Origin of the sequence: Variovorax sucrosi (assembly GCF_051216635.1) — a bacterium.
Lineage (GTDB): Bacteria > Pseudomonadota > Gammaproteobacteria > Burkholderiales > Burkholderiaceae_C > Variovorax.
In genome coordinates this window covers 1-19,397 of record NZ_JBPJZU010000006.1, presented here as the reverse complement: position 1 = coordinate 19,397, position 19,397 = coordinate 1, and the positions used below count along the sequence as shown (strand labels likewise).

21 protein-coding genes and 1 pseudogene are annotated in these 19,397 nt (G+C 68.3%); 14 read left to right on the top strand and 8 right to left on the bottom strand.

Annotation, left to right across the window (positions count from 1 at the left end; translation table 11 throughout):
* Positions 1-6 precede the first annotated feature (6 nt).
* The 8 genes from ACSFBE_RS12735 to fliE all read right to left on the bottom strand — a co-directional run bounded on the left by ACSFBE_RS12735 (position 7) and on the right by fliE (position 6,632).
* Positions 7-294 (bottom strand): EscU/YscU/HrcU family type III secretion system export apparatus switch protein, encoded by a 288-nt coding sequence (locus tag ACSFBE_RS12735; protein ID WP_435490765.1) that lies wholly within the window; start codon positions 292-294, stop codon positions 7-9.
* Positions 291-1,652: a flagellar hook-length control protein FliK gene (gene fliK / locus ACSFBE_RS12730; RefSeq protein ID WP_435490764.1), complete on the bottom strand. Its 1,362-nt coding sequence runs from the start codon at positions 1,650-1,652 to the stop codon at positions 291-293. The genes ACSFBE_RS12735 and fliK overlap by 4 nt, the downstream gene beginning before the upstream one ends.
* A 19-nt stretch (positions 1,653-1,671) precedes the next feature.
* Positions 1,672-2,025: a flagellar protein FliT gene (locus ACSFBE_RS12725; RefSeq protein ID WP_435490763.1), complete on the bottom strand. Its 354-nt coding sequence runs from the start codon at positions 2,023-2,025 to the stop codon at positions 1,672-1,674.
* Positions 2,026-2,035: 10 nt separating this feature from the next.
* Positions 2,036-2,458, bottom strand: a complete 423-nt coding sequence (fliS, locus tag ACSFBE_RS12720; protein WP_435490762.1) for a flagellar export chaperone FliS — start codon at positions 2,456-2,458, stop codon at positions 2,036-2,038.
* A gap of 23 nt (positions 2,459-2,481) precedes the next feature.
* The gene (fliD, locus tag ACSFBE_RS12715) at positions 2,482-3,939 is read right to left on the bottom strand and encodes a flagellar filament capping protein FliD (RefSeq protein WP_435490761.1); all 1,458 of its coding nucleotides are present in this window, start codon (positions 3,937-3,939) and stop codon (positions 2,482-2,484) included.
* Between the two features lie 40 nt (positions 3,940-3,979).
* Positions 3,980-4,327, bottom strand: coding sequence for a flagellar protein FlaG (locus tag ACSFBE_RS12710; RefSeq protein WP_435490760.1), 348 nt, complete (start codon positions 4,325-4,327; stop codon positions 3,980-3,982).
* Between the two features lie 166 nt (positions 4,328-4,493).
* The gene (locus ACSFBE_RS12705; protein ID WP_435490759.1) at positions 4,494-6,155 is read right to left on the bottom strand and encodes a FliC/FljB family flagellin; all 1,662 of its coding nucleotides are present in this window, start codon (positions 6,153-6,155) and stop codon (positions 4,494-4,496) included.
* Positions 6,156-6,314: 159 nt separating this feature from the next.
* Positions 6,315-6,632 (bottom strand): flagellar hook-basal body complex protein FliE, encoded by a 318-nt coding sequence (gene fliE / locus ACSFBE_RS12700; RefSeq protein ID WP_435490758.1) that lies wholly within the window; start codon positions 6,630-6,632, stop codon positions 6,315-6,317.
* Positions 6,633-6,924: 292 nt separating this feature from the next.
* On the opposite strand from fliE, the gene fliF reads away from it, so the two are divergent.
* The 14 genes and pseudogenes from fliF to ACSFBE_RS12630 form a co-directional block, all read left to right on the top strand.
* The gene (gene fliF, locus ACSFBE_RS12695; protein ID WP_435490757.1) at positions 6,925-8,685 is read left to right on the top strand and encodes a flagellar basal-body MS-ring/collar protein FliF; all 1,761 of its coding nucleotides are present in this window, start codon (positions 6,925-6,927) and stop codon (positions 8,683-8,685) included.
* Positions 8,675-9,673 (top strand): flagellar motor switch protein FliG, encoded by a 999-nt coding sequence (gene fliG / locus ACSFBE_RS12690; protein WP_435490756.1) that lies wholly within the window; start codon positions 8,675-8,677, stop codon positions 9,671-9,673. The genes fliF and fliG overlap by 11 nt, the downstream gene beginning before the upstream one ends.
* Positions 9,660-10,472 carry a flagellar assembly protein FliH gene (gene fliH / locus ACSFBE_RS12685; protein ID WP_435490755.1) on the top strand — a complete coding sequence of 271 codons (813 nt, stop codon included), beginning with the start codon at positions 9,660-9,662 and terminating at the stop codon, positions 10,470-10,472. Before fliG ends, fliH begins: the two co-directional genes overlap by 14 nt.
* Before the next feature lie 5 nt (positions 10,473-10,477).
* Positions 10,478-11,893: a flagellar protein export ATPase FliI gene (gene fliI / locus ACSFBE_RS12680; protein ID WP_435490754.1), complete on the top strand. Its 1,416-nt coding sequence runs from the start codon at positions 10,478-10,480 to the stop codon at positions 11,891-11,893.
* Positions 11,894-11,922: 29 nt separating this feature from the next.
* Positions 11,923-12,381, top strand: a complete 459-nt coding sequence (gene fliJ, locus ACSFBE_RS12675; protein WP_435490753.1) for a flagellar export protein FliJ — start codon at positions 11,923-11,925, stop codon at positions 12,379-12,381.
* Positions 12,382-12,395: 14 nt separating this feature from the next.
* Positions 12,396-13,811, top strand: a complete 1,416-nt coding sequence (locus ACSFBE_RS12670; RefSeq protein ID WP_435490752.1) for a flagellar hook-length control protein FliK — start codon at positions 12,396-12,398, stop codon at positions 13,809-13,811.
* A 113-nt stretch (positions 13,812-13,924) separates the two neighbouring features.
* Positions 13,925-14,410 carry a flagellar basal body-associated protein FliL gene (fliL, locus tag ACSFBE_RS12665; protein ID WP_435490751.1) on the top strand — a complete coding sequence of 162 codons (486 nt, stop codon included), beginning with the start codon at positions 13,925-13,927 and terminating at the stop codon, positions 14,408-14,410.
* A 21-nt stretch (positions 14,411-14,431) separates the two neighbouring features.
* The gene (gene fliM, locus ACSFBE_RS12660) at positions 14,432-15,436 is read left to right on the top strand and encodes a flagellar motor switch protein FliM (RefSeq protein ID WP_435490750.1); all 1,005 of its coding nucleotides are present in this window, start codon (positions 14,432-14,434) and stop codon (positions 15,434-15,436) included.
* Entirely contained in the window at positions 15,429-15,866 is a 438-nt protein-coding gene (gene fliN, locus ACSFBE_RS12655) for a flagellar motor switch protein FliN (RefSeq protein WP_435490749.1), read from the top strand. The genes fliM and fliN overlap by 8 nt, the downstream gene beginning before the upstream one ends.
* Complete coding sequence (gene fliO / locus ACSFBE_RS12650; RefSeq protein WP_435490748.1) at positions 15,863-16,372, top strand: flagellar biosynthetic protein FliO; 510 nt, start codon at positions 15,863-15,865, stop codon at positions 16,370-16,372. The genes fliN and fliO overlap by 4 nt, the downstream gene beginning before the upstream one ends.
* Positions 16,369-17,127 (top strand): flagellar type III secretion system pore protein FliP, encoded by a 759-nt coding sequence (fliP, locus tag ACSFBE_RS12645; RefSeq protein WP_435490747.1) that lies wholly within the window; start codon positions 16,369-16,371, stop codon positions 17,125-17,127. Before fliO ends, fliP begins: the two co-directional genes overlap by 4 nt.
* 22 nt (positions 17,128-17,149) lie before the next feature.
* On the top strand, positions 17,150-17,419 hold the full coding sequence (gene fliQ / locus ACSFBE_RS12640; RefSeq protein ID WP_435490746.1) for a flagellar biosynthesis protein FliQ: 270 nt from the start codon (positions 17,150-17,152) through the stop codon (positions 17,417-17,419).
* The gene (gene fliR / locus ACSFBE_RS12635) at positions 17,419-18,213 is read left to right on the top strand and encodes a flagellar biosynthetic protein FliR (RefSeq protein ID WP_435490745.1); all 795 of its coding nucleotides are present in this window, start codon (positions 17,419-17,421) and stop codon (positions 18,211-18,213) included. The genes fliQ and fliR overlap by 1 nt, the downstream gene beginning before the upstream one ends.
* A 391-nt stretch (positions 18,214-18,604) precedes the next feature.
* Positions 18,605-19,397: pseudogene (locus tag ACSFBE_RS12630) on the top strand (hypothetical protein); the annotation flags it as partial.

Sequence of the window (19,397 nt, the reverse complement as noted above, 5' to 3'; positions counted from 1 at the left end):
AAGTATTCATTGCGCGGCTCCGGCCGCGTCTTCCAGGCCATGCAGCCAGGCCATGATCTCGGCCACCGCCACATAGAGCTGCGGCGGGATCTGCTGGTCGAGGTCGACCTGCATGAGCAGCTTGACCAGGTCGCCGGAGGCGTGCACGTAGAGGCCGTTCTCGCGCGCCTCGCGCATGATCGATTCGGCGACCACGCCGTAGCCCTTGGCGACCACGACTGGTGCACGCGTCTTGTCGTCGTACGAGAGCGCGACCGCGCTCTGGCGATCGTCGAGCGGCCGGGCGGCGCTCATGCCACCACCCCCTGCGCCACCTGGAACTGCTCGAGCCGCAGGTCAGCCGCGTCGAAGCGCGCGGCCAGGGTGCGCCCGTCCGCGGCCAGCCGGGCGCGGCTGCTCTCGCTGGGTGCGACCACGCTCGCCCGCACATCGGCGCCGGCCACACTGAGGCGGACATCGACCAGCCCGAGCGTGGGCAGATGCAGCGACAGGCGGGTCGACCAGCGGCGCTCCGCCTCCACGCTCGCCTCGCCAGCGGCCTGCCGCCCGGCGTCTTCCTCATGAATGTGCCAGTCCATCGGCACGCCGGGCCAGGCCTGTCCGCTCCAGCGGAAGGCCGCGGTCGCCAGCACGTCGAACTGCTGATGAACCAGCGTCACCAACTGCGGATGGACCACGTCCGCGCCGGTGGGCGCGCTGGCCCCGGCGTTGCCGGCTGCGGGGCGGTCGCCGCCTGTCACCTCGGCACTGCGCAGCGCGGCGCGTTCGGCAGCGGCGGCTGTGGTGGTCGACGCCGCGGCATCGTTCCGGCGGTAGGCCGCCTGCACCTTGAGGGCGTCGGGCGTCGCCTCGGCGACCGAGGGTGCCTCCACCGCGGCGGCGCCCGGGGAGGCGCCGTCCGCGGGCGTGGACGACAGGCCCGCTTGAGGGCCTTGCGGCGTCGCCCCGGTTGACGGTGCTGCCAGGCCGGACGCGGCCTGCGCCGCATTCACCGCGGCTGTCGCTGCGGCTGCGGAAGCGGCCGTGGGAGCGGGGTTGGACGAGAAGACCGGGTCGGCCGACGTGGCGGCCGCTGCGGTGCCATCGGGCGCCGCAGCCACCGCAGCGGCCACGGCGCTGCGCGCGCTCACGGTCGCGCCCGGTGCCGGCCATTCGGCCTGCGGCTCCTGGGCCATCTGCGCCAAGCTGCGCTGACCTTGTGCGAACTGGATCAGATGCGATTCGTAGAAGACGCCGCTGGCCGACACCGTCTGCGCCAGCGCGCCCGCCAGCGCGGGCCCGGCCGGCTGCTGGCCGGGCGCCCACACCGGGCGCTGCCCGCGCACCGGGCCGACATCGACCTCCAGGTCGGCCAGCACGGCGCTGATGATGCGTGCCGCGAACGAAAGCCGCGCCACCGCCGAGGCCGGCAGCCCGCCCCCCGCCGCGACGCCCCCAGGCCCGACGCCGCGGGCCGAGGCCGAGTCGACGCCGCCCAGCTCGCGCTCGAGCCCGGCGTTGGATTGCAGCCGCACATCGTTGACGACCTTCTGCACGCCCGCTGCGGCGCCCGGCGCCTTGACCGAGGCGTTGGCGTCCACGACGCCGGCATCCAGCGGCGGCGAGACCTTCGCCGTCAGCAGGGTGTCGAGGAGGCGTACGAGGCCGGTCATGGTGCTGTGCCGGTGGCGCTCAGTGCGCTTGGCCGTAGGCCTTGTCGAGGCTCTTGCGATGCTGCAAGGCGCTCATGTTTTCCACCAGTTGCACCAGCTGGGGCTTGACGATTTCGCTCACGATGGTCTGGTCGGCCTGGATGCGGCGGATCAGACGCTGCGCCTGGTCGGACTGCGCCCGGTCCAGCATCGCGCCGGGCTCGATCACGCGCAGCCGCTCGACGATGGCGGTGCATTGCGCCTCGGCCGCGGGCAGTTCACCCCAGTTCCTGGCTTGCGCGAACTGGACCATCTGCGCGACCTTGGCGGCGAGCTGCACGTAGCAGTGCACCACCTCGCTCGTGGCGACGATCGTTGATTGCTGGTTTTTCATGATGGGCGGCTCAATGCGCGCTCCAGGCCGGCTCGATCTCGCGCCAGGCCGAAGCCAGGCTCTCGAGCAAATCGTCGACCTCGTCCAGGGCGGCCACGTCGTTGTGCAGGTTTGCGTAGAGCAGGCGGCGAATGACGTAGTCGTACAGGGCCGACAGGTTGCTCACCAGCGTCGTGCCTTCGGTGCCGGCCGCCTTGGCGTCCAGGCTGGCTTTCAGGCCGTTCTCGACGATGCCCATCGCCTTCGAGATGGCATTGCCCTTGGCGGCGATGTCGCCGGCCGACATGTGGTGACGCGCCATGCCGATGGCCGTCTTGGCGCCGTCGAAAAGCATCGCGATCAGCTGGTGCGGCGAGGCGCTCATGGCCTGCGACTCGACGCCGACGCGCGCATAGGCGCTGGCGCCGCTGCGGAAGTTGTGGGGGGTGTACATCGGTTGCTTTCGGTGCGACTGGCTTACTTGCCGGCGCTCGCGTTCATCGCGTCGAACTGCTGCGTGAGGTAGGCCTTGGTGTTGTTCATGCTGTTGATCGCCACGTCGAGGGCCGTGAACTGCGTGCGATAACGCGCGACGGTGGCGTCCACGCGCGCCTGCACCTGGTCGTACTGCTCGTCGAGCAGCTTGATGGTCGAGGTCACGCCGTCCTGCGCCACCTTCAGCGAGCCACCCGTCTTGTTCAAGTCCGTCACCAGGGCATCGATCTGCTTGCCGTAGCCCGTGGTGCTGCCGCTCGCGCTGGCGAAGAGCTTTGAGACACCGGCGAGGTTGGTGTCCAGTGCCTTGTCGAGCTTGGTCGAATCCACAGCCAGCGTGCCGTCCTTCTGGAAGGTCACGCCGATCTCGTTGAGTACCTTCATGTCGTCGGCACCACCGCTCTGCGGTGTGGTCAGCGCCTGGCGAATGCGGGTCTGCAGGTTGCGCAGGGTCGAATCACCGACCAGCGGGGCCGCCGTCTTGGTGTCTGCGTCGTAGCTGGTGAGCGACTTGGCAGTGCTTTGCAGCGCGTTGTAGGCCTTGACGAAATCGTTGATCGCCGTCTTCGCCGAGGCCGTGTTCGACTTCATCGACAGGTCCGTCGTGCCGGTCTGCACCAGCGTCAGGGTCGCGCCCTGGATGGCTTCCTTGACGGTGTTGGTCTGGCTCGTGATGGCGATGCCGTTGACAGTGAGCTTCGCGCTCTGCGCGGCCACGGTCTGCTGCAGGTTCTGCGCACCGGCCGGGTCGTTGTTCAGCAGGTTCTTGAGGGTCGCGTCGGCCGCCCCGTCGACGCTGATCCGCATGCTCGATGCCTCGCCGGTCTGCGTCGAGGTCAGCACCAGACGGTTGGGCGTGCCGCTGCCATCATTGACGATGGTCGCGGTGACGCCGGCACCGGCCGCGTTGATCGCATCGCGGATACCGCCCAGCGTGTTGTTGGTCGGATCGATCGTGATCGTCTTCGCGGCACGCGTGCCGTCCACCGTGAAGCCTGCGCCGGTGTACTTGCCGGTCGCCGGGTCGAGCGTGCCACCGGTGACGGTGCCGAAGTCGATGGTGAATTTTCCGTTGCCGATCGCGGTGGTGGTGTTCGCCTGCCCGGTCGTGATCAACGATTGCGCCCGGGCCAGCTGCGACACCGTGATGTTGTAGTTGCCGGCCGCGCTGGTGTCCGTGGCCGAGGCCGCCAATATGCCGCTGACGGTCGGGGTGCCGGTCACGCTCTGGAACATTGCGGGGTCCGACAGCCTCAGTGCCGCGGCCTGCAGGGTGCTCAGGGCGCTCTGCACCGAGCCGTACGCCGACAGCTTGCTGGTGTAGCTCTTGGCCTTGGCCTCCAGGGCCACCAAGGGCTGGCTTTCGGCCTTTTCGAGATTGGTGAGCAAGCCTGCCAGGTCGAGGTTCGAGCCGACGCCAATACTGCTGATGGTTGCCATGTGAGGGTTTCCTGAATGCGTTGGAAGAATGAAGGGAAGCTCAGGCCGCGCTGTCGACCAGCAGGCCGGACATCTCGCCCATGACCTTGGCGATGCGCACCACTTCCTCGTTCGGCACCTGGCGGATCACCTCGCCGGTGTTGCGGTCGATGACCTTGACGATGACCTTGTCGGTGTCCTTGTCGATCTCGAACTGGATCCCGATCGAGCGGATTTCGAGCGCCGCGTTCACCGCGCGAACCGCGCTTTCGATCTGCACCGGCGTTGCCTCTTCCTCGGTGTCCTCGACCACCCGCGCCGGGGCACCCGCGCCTGCCGCGGCACGGCCGACGAGCAGTTGCGTCCACGGGCTTTCCGGGGCGGCGCTGGCTGGCACGGGATGGGACATGGTGTTCACCTGGTTTGCGGGTTTCACTTTCCTCTGCGGCCTCGCCCGAAGGCGGGGCCGCAGAGGAAAGCGCAGGGGAACCGGGTCGGGACCCGGCGCCTGCGGTGGCCAGGCCCGCCCCTTGCGGGGCGGAACCTGGCATGGCTCTGCTTTTCGTCGGTTCGACTTAACGCAGGAGGGACAGCACGCCTTGCGTGGTCTGGTTGGCCTGCGACAGCACCGAGGTACCGGCTTGTTGCAGGATCTGAGCGCGCGTCATGTTCGACACTTCCACTGCGTAGTCGGCGTCTTCGATGCGCGAACGCGACGAGGACAGGTTGGTCACCGTGGTGCCGAGGTTGGCGATGGTCGAGTCGAAACGGTTCTGCACCGCACCCAGCGAGGAGCGCAGCTTGTCGACCTTCGACAGAGCGGCATCCAGAGCGGCGAGCGGGTCGACCGTTGCCTTGGAGTCGCTGACAGCCTTGGTCGTCACTTGGCCGGGCTTGGTGGCATCGGCGTAAACCAGGCTGCCATTGGCGGTCGTCACGTTGCCGTTGTCGTTCAAGTTGATCACTTCGGCAGCCGTGGTGGTGAGACCGGCGACGCCCATGAAGGCACCCGTCACCGCGCCACCAGCAGCAGCAACTGCGTAGGCAGCGGTACCGCCAGCGCCGTCGATGTCGATGCTGCCGGCACCGGCGTTGATCTTGGCTTGCACGGCACCAGCCGTCGCCTGCTCGCCGGTGACGTCGAACGTCGCGGCAACGGCTGCACCCGGGGTGTTCACGGTGTAGGTCGCGCCCGTCGCACCGATCTTGATGAAGTCGCCAGCGGCCGACATGCCGTTCGTGTTGTCGACGAGGTTCGCCAACGTTGCAGCCACCGTGACGCCCGAACCGGTCTTGGTCAGGTTGTTGCTGGCGTCGAGGTACAGCGAGGCGCCGTCGGCTGCATCGGTGATGACACCGTTGCTGTCGATCTTGACGTCCATCGAGTTGGTACCGAGCTTGACGGTGGCCGTCACGCTGGTGCCAGCCGGCGGGGTCAGCGATGCGAGCGTGTTCGTGGCGCTGCGTCCCGTTTCCGTCGCGGTGTAGCTCTTGGTCGCAGCGCTGTAGGTGTAGGTGGCAGCACCCGTGATGCCCACCGTGCCGCCGTTCTGCATCTTGGCCAGGACGTCGTCGGCCTTGGCACCGTTCGCAGCAGCGGTCAGCGTGCGGCTGTAAGGCGTCACGCCAGCAGCCGTCACACCTGCGGTGAAGCCGGCAACCAGCAGGTCGGTCGCGGTGGCGGCCTTGTTGGCGGCGCCCTTGCCGTTCACGTTGAAGTTGTCGAGACCGAGCGTCTTGGCGCTGATTTCTTGCAGGTCGATGTCGATGGTTTCGCCATCGTTCGCGCCAACTTGCACGGTCAGCTTGCCAGCGTCAGCCGACAGAACCTTCACGCCGTTGAACTGGGTCTGTTCCGACACGCGGTTGATTTCGTCCAGGCGTTGGGTGATTTCCGACTGGATCGAGTCCAGGTCGCTGGCCGAGTTCGTGCCGTTGGCGGCTTGCACCGACAGTTCACGGACGCGTTGCAGGTTGTTGTTGACTTCCGTCAGCGCGCCTTCGGTCGTTTGAGCGATCGAGATGCCGTCGTTGGCGTTGCGGGTGGCTTGCGTCAGGCCCTTGATGTTGGCCGTGAAGCGGTTGGCGATGGCCTGACCAGCAGCGTCGTCCTTGGCGCTGTTGATGCGCATGCCCGAAGACAGGCGCTCGATAGCGGTGTTGAGGGCCGATTGCGACTTGTTCAGGTTGTTTTGCGTGAGCAGCGAGAGGCTGTTCGTATTGATGACTTGCGCCATTTAAGACTCCTGGTTGACTAAAGGTTGTGGACTCCGACCCGGGGGCCGTAACGCTGGACTCAAGCCATCGTTGGAGTAGTTATCGGCAGCCCCCCGGAAACATTTAGGGGCATGCACCAAAAACTTCCGTGGGTCGGGTTCACAACGCATCACCCGGCGTCAGGCCTGCATGCTCATGATTTCCTGGTAGGCCGAGACCAGTTTGTTTCGCACCTGTACCCCGGTCTGGAAGGCCACGTTGGCCTTCTGCAGGTCGACCATCACGTCGTTGAGCGCCACGCCCGGTTTGCCCAGTTCGAAGTCCTCGGCCTGGCCGTAGGCCTTGCTCTGGGCGCCGCTGATGTTGTCGATGGAGCGCTTGAGCTCGGCAGCGAAGCCGCCGTGCTCCACCGCAGGGCCGGCGGGAGCGGTGATGCCGGACTGCACGGCGGTGGCCCGCATCTGGTGCAGGACGGATTCGATGGCTGAAATCGACATGGTGTCGTCTTCCTCAGGTAAGTGAACTTTGGGTTGACTACAGAAGCACCCAGGTGCCTCCTCGCCTATTCAGCGTACCTGCGAAGCCCCGATTCACATGGGGCCAACTGATGGCGAAACCCCCGGCTGTTCGGCCAATCGAAATCGACGCCGATCCAGACAATGAACGCCGTACCCCAAGCCTGCCGGCCCTGTCTCCGGCGCTCGGCATGGCCACTGAACATCGACGATTCATCCTCTTGAACATGAACATGGACCATCTGGATCCAGCGGGCGCCATGAGGGCTTTCGCATGAGTTCGGCAGCAACCCTCGGCGCTGCGCCGACGCCTGCCGCCGCCTCTGCCGCTTCCGCCGCCAACGCGCCGTCGTCACTGGTCGACAAGCTGCGCGCCCAGCCGAAGCTCCCGCTCATCATCGGCGGCGCCGCCCTGGTGGCCGTCGCCATGGCCTTCATGCTGTGGAGCCGCGGGCCCGAGTACAAGGTGCTCTACACCAATGTGTCGGACCGCGACGGCGGCGCGATCATCGCGTCGCTGCAGCAGATGAACGTGCCCTACAAGTTCGCCGAGGGCGGTGGCGCGATCCTGGTGCCGTCCGACCGCGTGCCGGAGGTGCGCCTCAAGCTGGCTTCGCAAGGCCTGCCCAAGGCCGGCGGCGTCGGCTTCGAACTGATGGACAACCAGAAGTTCGGCACCAGCCAGTTCGCCGAGCAGGTGAACTTCCAGCGCGCCCTCGAGGGCGAGCTGGCCCGTTCCATCGAATCCATCGGCACCATCGAGTCGGCTCGGGTGCACCTGGCGATGCCGAAGCCTTCGCTGTTCGTGCGCGAACAGAAGAAGCCTTCGGCATCGGTCGTTCTGACCCTGCACCGCGGCCGCAGCATCGACGAAGGCGCCGTGAGCGCCATCGTGCACATGGTGTCGAGCAGCGTGCCCGAACTCGACCCCAAGAGCGTGACGGTGGTGGACCAGCGCGGCAACCTGCTGTCGGCAGCGAATGCCGGCGCGCGCGGCCTCGATGTCAGCCAATTGAAGTACACACAGGAGATCGAGCAAGGCTATATCCGACGCATCGAAGCCATCCTGCAACCGATCCTGGGCAGCGGCAACGTGCGCGCCCAGGTGGCGGCCGACATCGACTTTTCGGTGGTGGAACACACCGACGAGAAGTACCGTCCCAACACCGATCCGGCGAACGCTGCGATGCGCAGCCAACAGTCCAGCGAATCGAACCAGAACGGCGGCACCCCGCCCGGCGGCGTTCCTGGCGCGCTGTCGAACCAGCCGCCCACCGCACCGAACGCACCGATCACGACGCCGCCGAACGCGCCACCGGGTGCCCCGCAGACCCCGGCGCAGATTGCAGCCACACAGGCCGCCCAGCGTGCCGGCACCGCGACCACCGCCACCACGGCTGCCGCCACCGGTCCGTCGAGCAACCGCAAGGACACGACGACCAACTACGAACTCGATCGCTCGATCCGCCACGTGCAGCAGGGCGCCGGCGGCGTCCGCCGCCTGTCGGTCGCGGTGGTGGTGAACAACCGCACGGGCGACGACAAGGGTGCCAGCCGCGCCCTGACGCCGGCGGAACTCGACCAGATCCGCAACCTGGCGAAGGAAGCCATGGGCTTCAGCCAGGACCGCGGCGACTCGCTCAACGTGGTCAACAGCGCCTTCGCCGACGAACGCGAGAAGGAAGCGCCTGCACAGGAGTTCTGGCGTGACCCGGCGAACATCCCGCTGGCCAAGACGCTGGGCCTGTACCTGCTGATCGCTCTGCTCGCCCTGTTCGCCTGGTTCGCGGTGGCCCGACCGCTGCTGCGCAAGCACCTGGCACCGCCGGCGCCGCCGGCAGCGGCCGAGACCGACGAGAACGACGTCTTCGCCAAGAAGGCCGACGACGAAGGCCCGACCCAGGACGAAGCACTGCGCCAGCGCGAAGCCGATCGCCACAAGGCCGACCTCGACTTCGCCCTCGACGCGGCCAGCCAGGACCCCAAGCTGGTGGCGATCATGATCCAACACTGGATGACTCCCGATGAGCAATGAAGCCGGAACCCGAAAGAGCGCCATCCTGTTGATGGCCCTCGGTGAAGACCGCGCCGCAGCGGCCCTGAACATCCTGCCCACCTCGGTGGTGCAGTCGCTGGGCGCGGCGATGACCAAGCTCAGCCAGGTGTCGCGCGTCGAACTGGCCGCGGTGCTGCGCGAATTCCGCGAAGAGACCGAGCAGCTGTCGGCCCTGCACCTGGGCTCGAGCAGCTACATCCGCGCCGTGCTCAAGAAGGCGCTGGGCGAAGACCGCGCCAGCGACCTGCTCGAGGACATCCTGCACGCGAGCGAGCCCGACGGCGGCATTGCGCGCCTCAACCAGCTGGAAGCCAGCGAAGTCGCCGAGCTGATCCGCGACGAGCATCCGCAGATCCTGGCGACGCTGCTGGTCCACCTCGACCGCGCCAAGGCCGCCGAGGTGCTGGAGAAGCTGCCGACCCGCCTGCGCCACGACGTGGTTGTGCGGGTGGCCACCTTCGGCGGCGTGCAGCCGGCGGCGCTCAAGGAGCTGACCGACGTGCTGACCGAGATGCTGTCGGGCGAAGGCCTGAAGCGCAGCCGCCTGGGCGGCGTGCGCACCGCCGCCGAGATGGTCAACCTCATGAACACGACCAACGAGGAAGAGACCATCGCCCACGTGCGGGAGATCGACGACACGCTGGCCCAGCGCATCGTCGACGAGATGTTCGTGTTCGAGAACCTGCTGGGTCTGGAAGACCGCAGCATCCAGCGCCTGCTCAAGGAAGTGGAATCCGACTCGCTCATCATCGCCCTCAAGGGTGCACCGATCGAGCTGCGCGACAAGTTCCTCAAGAACATGTCCAACCGTGCCGCCGAAACGCTGCGCGAAGACATCGAGCTGCGCGGCCCGGTGCGGGTGTCGCAGGTCGAAGCCGAGCAGAAGACCATCCTGCAGGCGGCTCGCCGGTTGGCCGAAGCGGGCGAGATCATCATCTCCACGCCGGGTGCCGATGACTTCGTCTAAGCCCACCCCCGCGACGGCGGCGCGGCTGGCGTCGCTGTACGCGTCGACGCGCACCGGCACCGGTGCCAGCGCCGAGGCGAAAGCCGACGCGACGCCGGCCAGGCCGGTGCTGTCGGCGTGGGAACGCTGGGAGATGGGCAACATCGGCAGCGATACGAGCCGTGCCACCGCCGCCGGGCGGATGGCCGCCGCACGGGCCACCCTGCCGCCGCCACCTCCCCCGCCGACCGTGCCCGTCGGCGTCGCGCAGGCCGAGCTGCGTCGCCTCCGCCAGGAGGCCGTCGCCGAAGGCCAGGCCACTGGCCATGCCGAAGGCTGGGCCACCGGTCACGCCGAAGGCCATACCGCCGGGCTCGCCACCGGGCTGGCCGCGGCCACCGCGCACGCCGAACAGCTGCGCGCGCTGAGCACTTCCCTGCCCGCCGCCTTGCGCGGCGCCGAAAGCGAGATCACCGACGTGCTGCTGACGCTGGCCCTGGACATCGCCCGCCAGGTGGTGCACCGCACCTTCCGCGCCGAGCCCGAGTGGCTGCTGCCGCTGGTGCAGGACCTGGTCCATGCCGAACCTGCGCTGCAGGGCGAACCCCGGCTGCTGCTCAATCCGGCCGATGTCGCGCTGGTGAAGGAGAGCCTGGGCAACGAACTGCAGCAGGCCGGCTGGCAGGTACGCCCCGACGACAGCATCCAGCGCGGCGGCTGCCGCGTGCAGTCGCCCGCCGGCGAGATCGACGCGACGCTCGAGACCCGCTGGAAGAGCGTGACCGCCGCGCTCCGCCGCGACGCCGACGCCCAGGACTGAACACCATGAGCAGCACGATCGCCCCCAACCCCCATGTCCAGCATTGGGTCGATGCGCTGACCCAGGCGCGCAGCGACATCGCCCGCTGCACCACCACCGTCGCCTCGGGCCGCCTCACCCGCGCCGTGGGCCTGGTGCTCGAAGCCACCGGCCTGCAGCTGCCGGTGGGCAGCGACTGCCTGATCGAGCTGCCGCCCGGCTACCCCATGCGCCACGCCGAGGCCGAAGTCGTCGGCTTCGCCGGCGACCGCATCTTCCTGATGCCGCAGAGCGAAGTCGCGGGCCTGCTGCCCGGCGCACGGGTCTTTCCGCGCCTGGCCGGCGGCAGCGCGAGCGGCGACAACCACACCAAGCGCCTGCCGGTCGGCGAAGGGATGCTCGGCCGCGTGGTCGACGCTGCGGGCCGACCGCTCGACGGCCTGGGCCCACTCGACATCGCCAAGCGGGTGCCGCTTTCGACGCCGCCGGTGAACCCGCTGTCGCGCGCGCCGATCGATTCGGTGCTCGACGTCGGTGTGCGCGCCATCAACGGCATGCTCACCGTCGGCCGCGGCCAGCGCATGGGCCTGTTCGCCGGCTCGGGCGTCGGCAAGAGCGTGCTGCTGGGCATGATGGCCCGCTACACCAGCGCCGATGTCATCGTGGTCGGCCTGATCGGCGAACGCGGCCGCGAAGTGAAGGACTTCATCGAGAACACGCTCGGCGAGGAAGGCCTGGCCCGCGCGGTCGTGGTGGCCGCCCCGGCCGACAACTCGCCGCTGCTGCGCCTGCAAGGCGCGGCCTATGCCACCTGCCTGGCGGAGTACTTCCGCGACATGGGCAAGAGCGTGCTGCTGATCATGGATTCGCTCACCCGTTATGCGATGGCGCAGCGCGAGATCGCGCTGGCCGTGGGCGAGCCGCCGGCCACCAAGGGCTACCCGCCCTCGGTGTTCGCCAAGCTGCCCGCGCTGGTCGAACGCGCCGGCAACGGCGCGCGCGATGCCGACGGCAACGGCGGCTCCATCACGGCCTTCTACACGGTGCTGTCCGAAGGCGACGACCAGCAGGACCCGATCGCCGACTCGGCGCGCGCCATCCTGGACGGCCACGTCGTGCTGTCGCGCTCGCTGGCCGAGGCCGGCCACTACCCGGCCATCGACATCGAGGCCTCGATCAGCCGCGCCATGACGGCACTGATCGAGCCGGCCCAGTTCGAGACCGTGCGCCGCTTCAAGCAGATGCTGTCTCGCTACCAGCGCAACCGCGACCTGATCAGCGTGGGCGCCTACGCCCCGGGCCACGACGCACAGCTCGACCAGGCGATCGCGATGTACCCCAAGATCGAGGCCTTCCTGCAGCAGCCGATGGACGAGCGCACCGACTACGAAGCCTCCATCGCGCGCATGCGTGGCCTCTTCGAGCCAGGCCGCGTGGCCTGAACCCTTTCGCAAAGACCACCAGGAGTCTCATGGCCAACGCCAAGCTTCCCCTCGACATGCTCTCGGATCTCGCCCGCACGCAGACCGACAAGGCTGCGATCCGACTCGGCGCCCTGCAAACCGCACGCATCACCAGCACCCAGAAGCTCGAACTGCTGATGCAGTACCGGCAGGATTATGTGGACCAGCTCAATGCGTTGATGCAGAACGGCATGCCCGCCGCGAAGCTGCGCAACTACCAGAGCTTCCTGATCACGCTCGACGGCGCCATCGACCAGCAGCGCGCCATCGTGGCGCAGGCCAACACCCGGCTCGACCACGGCCGCGTCGACTGGCAGCACCACAAGCGCCGCCTCAATTCCTTCGACACCCTGGCCGAGCGCGTGCGCCAGCAGGAAATGCTCGTGCAAGCCAAGCGCGAACAGCGCGAAAGCGACGAGCGCGCCACGCGCAAGTTCTTCGACCGCGCCGCCAACCCGACCCTCTGACCCCAGGAGCCCCCATGCCCGCCCTCGTCTCTCCCTCGCTCGTCTCGCCCGGTCTCCCGTCCACCTCGTCGCCCGCGCGCAGCCGCGCGGCCGACGAGCCGCAGGGCCGCAGCTTCCATGCGACGCTCGACCGTTCGCGCGCCGCCCAGGCCGAAGCCGCTGGCGACAGCAAGGTCGACGGCGTGGCGCCACGCCCGGGCTCCCGCCGCGGCGCCGCGGCGCAGAAGGACGACGCACCGGCCGAGATGCCGAACCTCGCCTTCTTCACGCCGGCCGTGCCGGCTGAGCTCGCCATCGCGGCAGCGCGGGCCGGTGCCCATGCCCAAACCGCCGGCGCGGTGCGCGACGCCGCCGCGGCGACGCAACGCACCGACGCGCAGACGGCACTGGCAGGCGCCGGCGCAGCGGCCGACGGCAGCACCGCTGCCGCCGCCACCACCACCACCCTGCCCGCCTCCGCGCCCGGCGCCGAGGCAGCGCAAGCCGCGGCGCTGGCCGACGGCAGCAGCCCGGCGGCCGCCTCGGACGACGGGGCCCTGCAGGCGGCGCGCAAGGCGCTCGCCTCGGCCGCCGCGCAGGCCGATGCCACCACGGCCGCACCGGTGGCGCGCGCCGAAAGCGCCGCAGCGCCGGCCGCCTCGGTCGACCCATCCTTGCTCGGGGCGGCACTCGCTTCCGCCGTACCGGGCACACCAGCCGCCGCTGCGCGCACCACGCGGACCGACGCAACGCGCGACAGCGCCGCCGGCGCGACGACCACCGGCGCGGCCGCCGGCCAAGCCGATGCGGCCAAGACCGATCCGCTGCAGGCACTCGCCGCCGCCGGTGCCGAGGCCGGCTTCGGCAGCGACGCCGGCGCGGCCGATGCCGAGCCCGATGCCGCACCCGCAGCCTGGATGGCGGCACAGGCCGGCAGCACGGGCGGCACCGAGCGCAGCGCGGCGACCGACAACCGCGTGCCGGTGCTCTCGCTGGCGCCGCCGGTCGACAGCGACGCCTGGGGCCCGGCACTCGGCCAGCAGATGCTGCGCATGAGCGCGAGCGGCATGCACACCGCCCACCTGAACCTCAACCCGGCCAACCTGGGCCCGCTGCAGATCACGCTCAAGCTCGGCGACGACCAGGCGCAAGCCATGTTCGTCTCGGCCCACGAAGGGGTGCGCAAGGCGGTCGAATCGGCACTGCCGCAGCTGCGCACCACGCTGGCCGAACACGGCATCAGCCTCGGCCAGACCGCCGTCGGTGGCGACACGCGGCAGCCGGCCGGCCAGGGCGGCTTCGCCGGCGACCAGCCCTCGGGCCGCTCGAACGGCCAGGGCGGCAGCAGCTACCCGGGCAGCGCCCGCGCCACCGTGGCCTCGTCCGACGCGGTGCCGGCCGCCCCGCTGCGCAGCGTGCGCACCGAGGGCACTGTGGACACCTTCGCCTGAACCTCGCACCGAACTCAATGACGGGATCTGACGCGCTTTTGCCCGCTTGATCCTTCGTTGCTCCGGCGACGAGTTCGCCAAGAATCAGACCCATACCGCAACCAGTTCCATCCATGGCCACCAGCACCGCACCCGCCTCTGCCGCACCGTCTTCTTCGCGTTCGTCGAAACTGTTGATCGTCGTCCTGAGCGCGGTCACCGTCTGCGCGCTCGCCGGCGGCGGCTACTTCTATCTCGCCACCGGCAAGCAGGCCGATGCCGCGCCGGCCGTGAAGCCCCCGGAGAAGCCGATCTTCATCGCCCTCGAGCCGCTGACGGTGAACCTGCAGTCGGAGGGCCGCGGCCGCTTTCTGCACATCGGCATTGCGCTCAAGGTGCAGGACGAGAAGGCCAAGGCGCAGGTGGTCGAGTTCATGCCCGAGCTGCGCAGCCGTGTGCTGCTGCTGCTGTCGAACCGGCTGCCCGAATCGCTGCTGAGCACCGAGGACAAGTCCAAGCTGGCCGAGGAGATCCGCACCACGCTCAACGCGCCGCTGTCGGGCGACCTGCCCCCGCAGCGCGTGTCGAGCGTCTCCTTCAACACCTTCGTGGTGCAGTGATTACTTTCAGGCGACCGACCCATGGCCTATGAACAAGTCCTCTCGCAGGACGAGGTCGACGACCTGCTGCGAGGTGTCACCGGTGGCACGGTCGACCAGACCAGCACGCCCGAGATCAAGCCGAAGGACGGACTGCCGACCTACGACCTCGGCGCGCCCGACCGCGTGGTCCGCAGCCGGATGCACACGCTGGAGGTCATCAACGAGCGCTTTGCACGCGGCCTGCGCGGCGCCCTGCTGAACTTCATGCGACGCAGCCCGGACATCTCGGTCGGGCCGATCCAGATCCAGCAGTACGGCGAATTCGTGCGCCACCTGCCGGTGCCGGCGAACATCAACATGCTGCACATGAAGCCGCTGCGCGGCACTGCGCTGTTCGTGTTCGACCCGAAGCTGGTCTTCCTGGTGGTCGACAACCTGTTCGGAAGCGATGGCCGCTACCACGTCCGCGTGGAAGGCCGCGACTTCACCCGCACCGAGCAACGCATCATCAAGCGCCTGCTCGACCTGTCGCTGCAGTGCTATGGGGACGCCTGGAAGCCGGTGTTCCCGCTCGACTTCGACTACGTGCGTGCCGAGATGCACGGCAAGCTGGCCAACATCGTGGCGGCCAACGAGGTGGTGGTGAACACCACGCTGCAGATCGAGTTCGGCCCGGTGGGCGGCTTCCTGCACATCTGCATCCCCTACTCGATGATCGAGCCGATCCGCAACCAGCTGTCCAACCCGATTCAGGACGAGGTCGAGGTCGACAAGCGCTGGGTGACGCAGATGTCGCGCCAGATGCAGTCGGCCGATGTCGAACTGGTCGCCAACTTCGTGCAGATGACCTCGACCATCGGCAAGGTGCTCGCGCTGGAAGTCGGCGACGTGCTGCCGATCGAGCTGCCCACCACCGTCACCGCCAATGTCGACGGCATCCCGGTGATGGACTGCACCTTCGGCACCTCGAACGACCGTTACGCGCTGCGCGTGCAGCACATGATCACCCACCAAGACACCGAGCTCAAGACCGACCATGACTGACAACACCCCTGCTTCCGACGACACGGACGACTGGGCGGCTGCAATGGCCGAACAGACCGCCGCCACACCGGCACCCGCGCCGGCACCGGCACCCGCTGCAACGCCCGCCACCGCACAGGTCTTCCAGCCAATGGACGCGCCCACGGCGGCCAGCGGCGTCGCCGGGCTCGACCTGGCGCGCGTGCTCGATGTGCCGGTGCAACTCACCGCCGAGATCGGCCGCACCCGCATCACCATCAAGAGTCTGCTGCAGCTGTCACAGGGCTCGGTGGTCGAGCTCGACGGTCTGGCCGGCCAGCCGCTGGACGTGCTGATCAACGGCTACCTCATCGCCCAGGGCGAAGTGGTGGTGGTCAACGAGAAGTACGGCATTCGCCTGACGGACATCATCACGCCGTCCGAGCGCATGCAGAAGCTCGCACGCTCATGAGCCTCTCGCGCTGGCTCTTGCGCAGGCTCTCGCGCGCCGCCTCGTCGTGCGCCGGTCTGGCCGCCTTGGCGGTGCAGTCCGCACGCGCCGCGCTGCCGACCGTGCCCTCGCCGGTTGCCGAAGCGGCGCCTTCGGCCGTCGGTGCCGGCGGCGTGCTGCAGGCAGCCTTCGGCATGGCGCTGGTGCTCGGCCTGATCTTTCTGTGCGCCTGGGCGGCCCGCCGCTTCGGCCTGCAGCGCTTGCACGGCGGCAACCTCGTCAAGGTGGTCTCGAGCGCGTCGCTCGGCCAGCGCGAGCGCGTGGTCGTCGTCGAGGTCGACGGCACCTGGCTGGTGCTCGGCGTGACCACCAGCCAGATCCAGACCCTTCACACGCTGCCGGCCAAGCCCACGACGGCGCACGCGGCCGATGGCTTTGCGGCACCGGCCTCCCTGCAGCGCCCGCTCGACCTGTTCGCGCAGAAGCTCCGCGAATCGCTGGGCGTCAAGAGCCGACCGACCGCATGAACCCGCGCACCGTTCTTCGCAGCCTGCGCATCGCGCTGGCGCTGCTGGCCGCCACGCTGCCGCTGGCCGCATGGACCCAGGGCCTGCCAGGCGTGACCAGCACCCCCGGCCCCGCCGGCAGCCAGACCTGGTCGCTCAGCGTCCAGACGCTGGTGATGCTCACCTCGCTGACTTTCCTGCCGGCACTGATGCTGAGCATGACCAGCTTCACCCGCATCCTGATCGTGCTGGGCCTGCTGCGCACCGCCATCGGCACGCAGTCCTCGCCGCCCAACCAGGTGCTGGTCGGCCTGTCGCTGTTCCTCACCTTCTTCGTCATGTCGCCGGTGTTCGACAAGGTCTACGCCGACGCTTACAAGCCCTTCTCCGAGAACAAGATCACCGTCGAGACGGCCCTGGCGCGCGGCATCGAGCCCTTCAAGACCTTCATGCTGCGCCAGACACGCGAGAACGACCTGGCCCTGTTCGCCAAGCTGGCCAAGGTGCCCGAGATGCAGGGCCCCGAGGACGTGCCGCTGCGCATCCTCCTGCCCTCCTTCGTCATCAGCGAACTGAAGACCGCTTTCCAGATCGGCTTCACCATCTTCGTGCCCTTCCTCATCATCGACATGGTGGTGGCGAGCGTGCTCATGTCGATGGGCATGATGATGGTGCCGCCCGCAAGCATCGCGCTGCCCTTCAAGCTGATGCTCTTCGTGCTGGCCGACGGCTGGCAACTGCTCATCGGCGCCCTGGCGCAAAGCTTCTTCACCTAGCCTTCACGGCGGACCGCGAGCCATGACCCCCGAAACCATCATGTCCATGGGCAACCAGGCCATCAAAGTGGCGCTGCTGCTCGGTGCCCCGTTGCTGCTGGTCGCGCTCGTCATCGGCCTGGTGATCAGCATCTTCCAGGCCGCCACGCAGATCAACGAGGCGACGCTGTCCTTCATCCCGAAGCTGCTGGCGGTCTTCGCGACCATCGTGATCGCCGGCCCGTGGATGCTCGGCCAGATGGTCGACTACATGCGCCAGCTGTTCGGCAGCATCCCCACGCTCGTGGGCTGATGCCGGCCGTTTTCTCGGTCGGCTCGGCGGAGATGACCGCCTGGCTCACCGCCTTCTTCTACCCCTTCGTGCGCATGCTCGCGCTGATGAGCACCGCGCCGGTGTTCAGCGAGAAGTCGGTGCCGCGCCAGGTGAAGGTCGGCATCGCCGCCATCCTGGCGGTGGTGCTCGGCCCGACCCTCGGCGCCGTGCCCAACGTGCCGATCGTCTCGCCCGGCGGGCTCTGGATCATCGTGCAGCAGGTACTCATCGGCGGCGCCATGGGCTTCACCATGCGCCTGATCTTCGCGGCCGTGCAGGCGGCGGGCGAGTACATCAGCCTGCAGATGGGCCTGTCCTTCGCGTCCTTCTTCGATCCGATGGCCGGTGGCACGACGATGGTGGTGGGGCGGCTGCTCAACCTGCTCGCCATGCTGATCTTCCTGGCCGTCGACGGGCACCTGATGCTGATCAGCGTGCTGGCCGAGAGCTTTCAGACCCTGCCGATCGCCGATGCCCCCTGGTCCGGTGGCGGCTGGCTGTTCCTGGCGCAGGGCGGCGCCCAGGTCTTCACCAGCGGCCTGATGCTGTCGCTGCCGCTGGTGACGGCGCTGCTGATCCTGAATCTGGCGATGGGCATTCTCAACCGCGCATCGCCGCAGTTCAGCATCTTCGCCGTCGGCTTCCCGCTCACGCTGCTGGCCGGCATCGCGATGCTGCTGCTGCTGATCCCGAACCTCGGCGCGTTCCTGGAACCGCGGCTGGCCGAGGGGCTGGCCGGGGTGCTTCGGTTCACGCAGGCATTGCGCGGCTGAGCGAAACGCCACGCAGATTCCGTCAGTCTTCGCGTGGTGCGAGCACCACACGAGTCGCTCTGCAAAGTGCGGTTGCGCCTCTGAAAGGCGCCCGTTCTCACAACTGTGAGAGCTGCAACTGTCTGTGCTAAAGATTGCGGAACTTTTTACCCTCACGTAAAAACGCGCCATTCCGCAAGGAAGAGTAGGAGTGCGCCTCATGCAGGTGTCGGGAGATTCCCGACGTGTGTCGCAGCTCTGTCGCCCGTTTGCACCCTCTTTACGAGGCTCGCAAGCCTGTTTTCCCACCGCCGGTATTCGAACAGCGCTCTGTCAGGAGTGGTCTGAAAGAGGCCTGGCTTTGCCATGCGCGTTGTTTCGACGGTCCCGCCAACAAGGTAATTAGTTCATCGTGTCAAAAGTATTCATTTCCTGTCTGGGGGCCTTCGCCGCCATGACGGTCGGCCATCACAGCGCCGTTCTCGCACAGACCCAATATCTGACCGGGCAAAGCGGCACCTTCTCGCTCGCGAGCACGACGGTGGTTCGTTACGGCGCGAACAACGCTTTCAACGCCAAGACCTTGACCGCGGGCTCCTATGTCTGCGGTGATCAGCTGTTCGGAGATCCGGCGCCCGGCATTCCCAAGTCCTGCTATGCCGGTGGCACCGCACCGGCACCGGCACCGGCACCGGCTCCGGCTCCGGCTCCGGTCGCGGCCCCGACCACCTCCACCTCCACCTCGCAGATGAGGGAACTGGTCGGTCAAGGCGGCAGCTTCACGCTGGCGACGACGACAAGCGTCGTGTACGGCCGGGGCACCCAGACGGTGACCAAGGTGTTGGCAGCAGGCACCTACACCTGCGGCGACCAGCTGTTCGGCGACCCTGCACCGGGCATGAACAAATCCTGCTACACGGCCATCGCGTCCGCCCCCAGCGCGCCGGCACCCGCGCCGGCGCCAGCCCCGGCACCGGCCCCTGCCCCGGCTCAGGCGCCGACTCCAGCCCCCGCACCCGCACCCGCACCCGCACCGGGCAACTCCAACGTGCTGGGCATTTCCGGCGATGTGATGGTCAACGGCGCCGTGTCGAATGCGGAATACCAGGCCATGGCGCAGAAGATGGGCACGGACGCTGCCATTGCGTACCGCTACGGCCCGTCCTCGGCGGAATACGGCACCGCCACCCAAGGCGGCCTGCCGA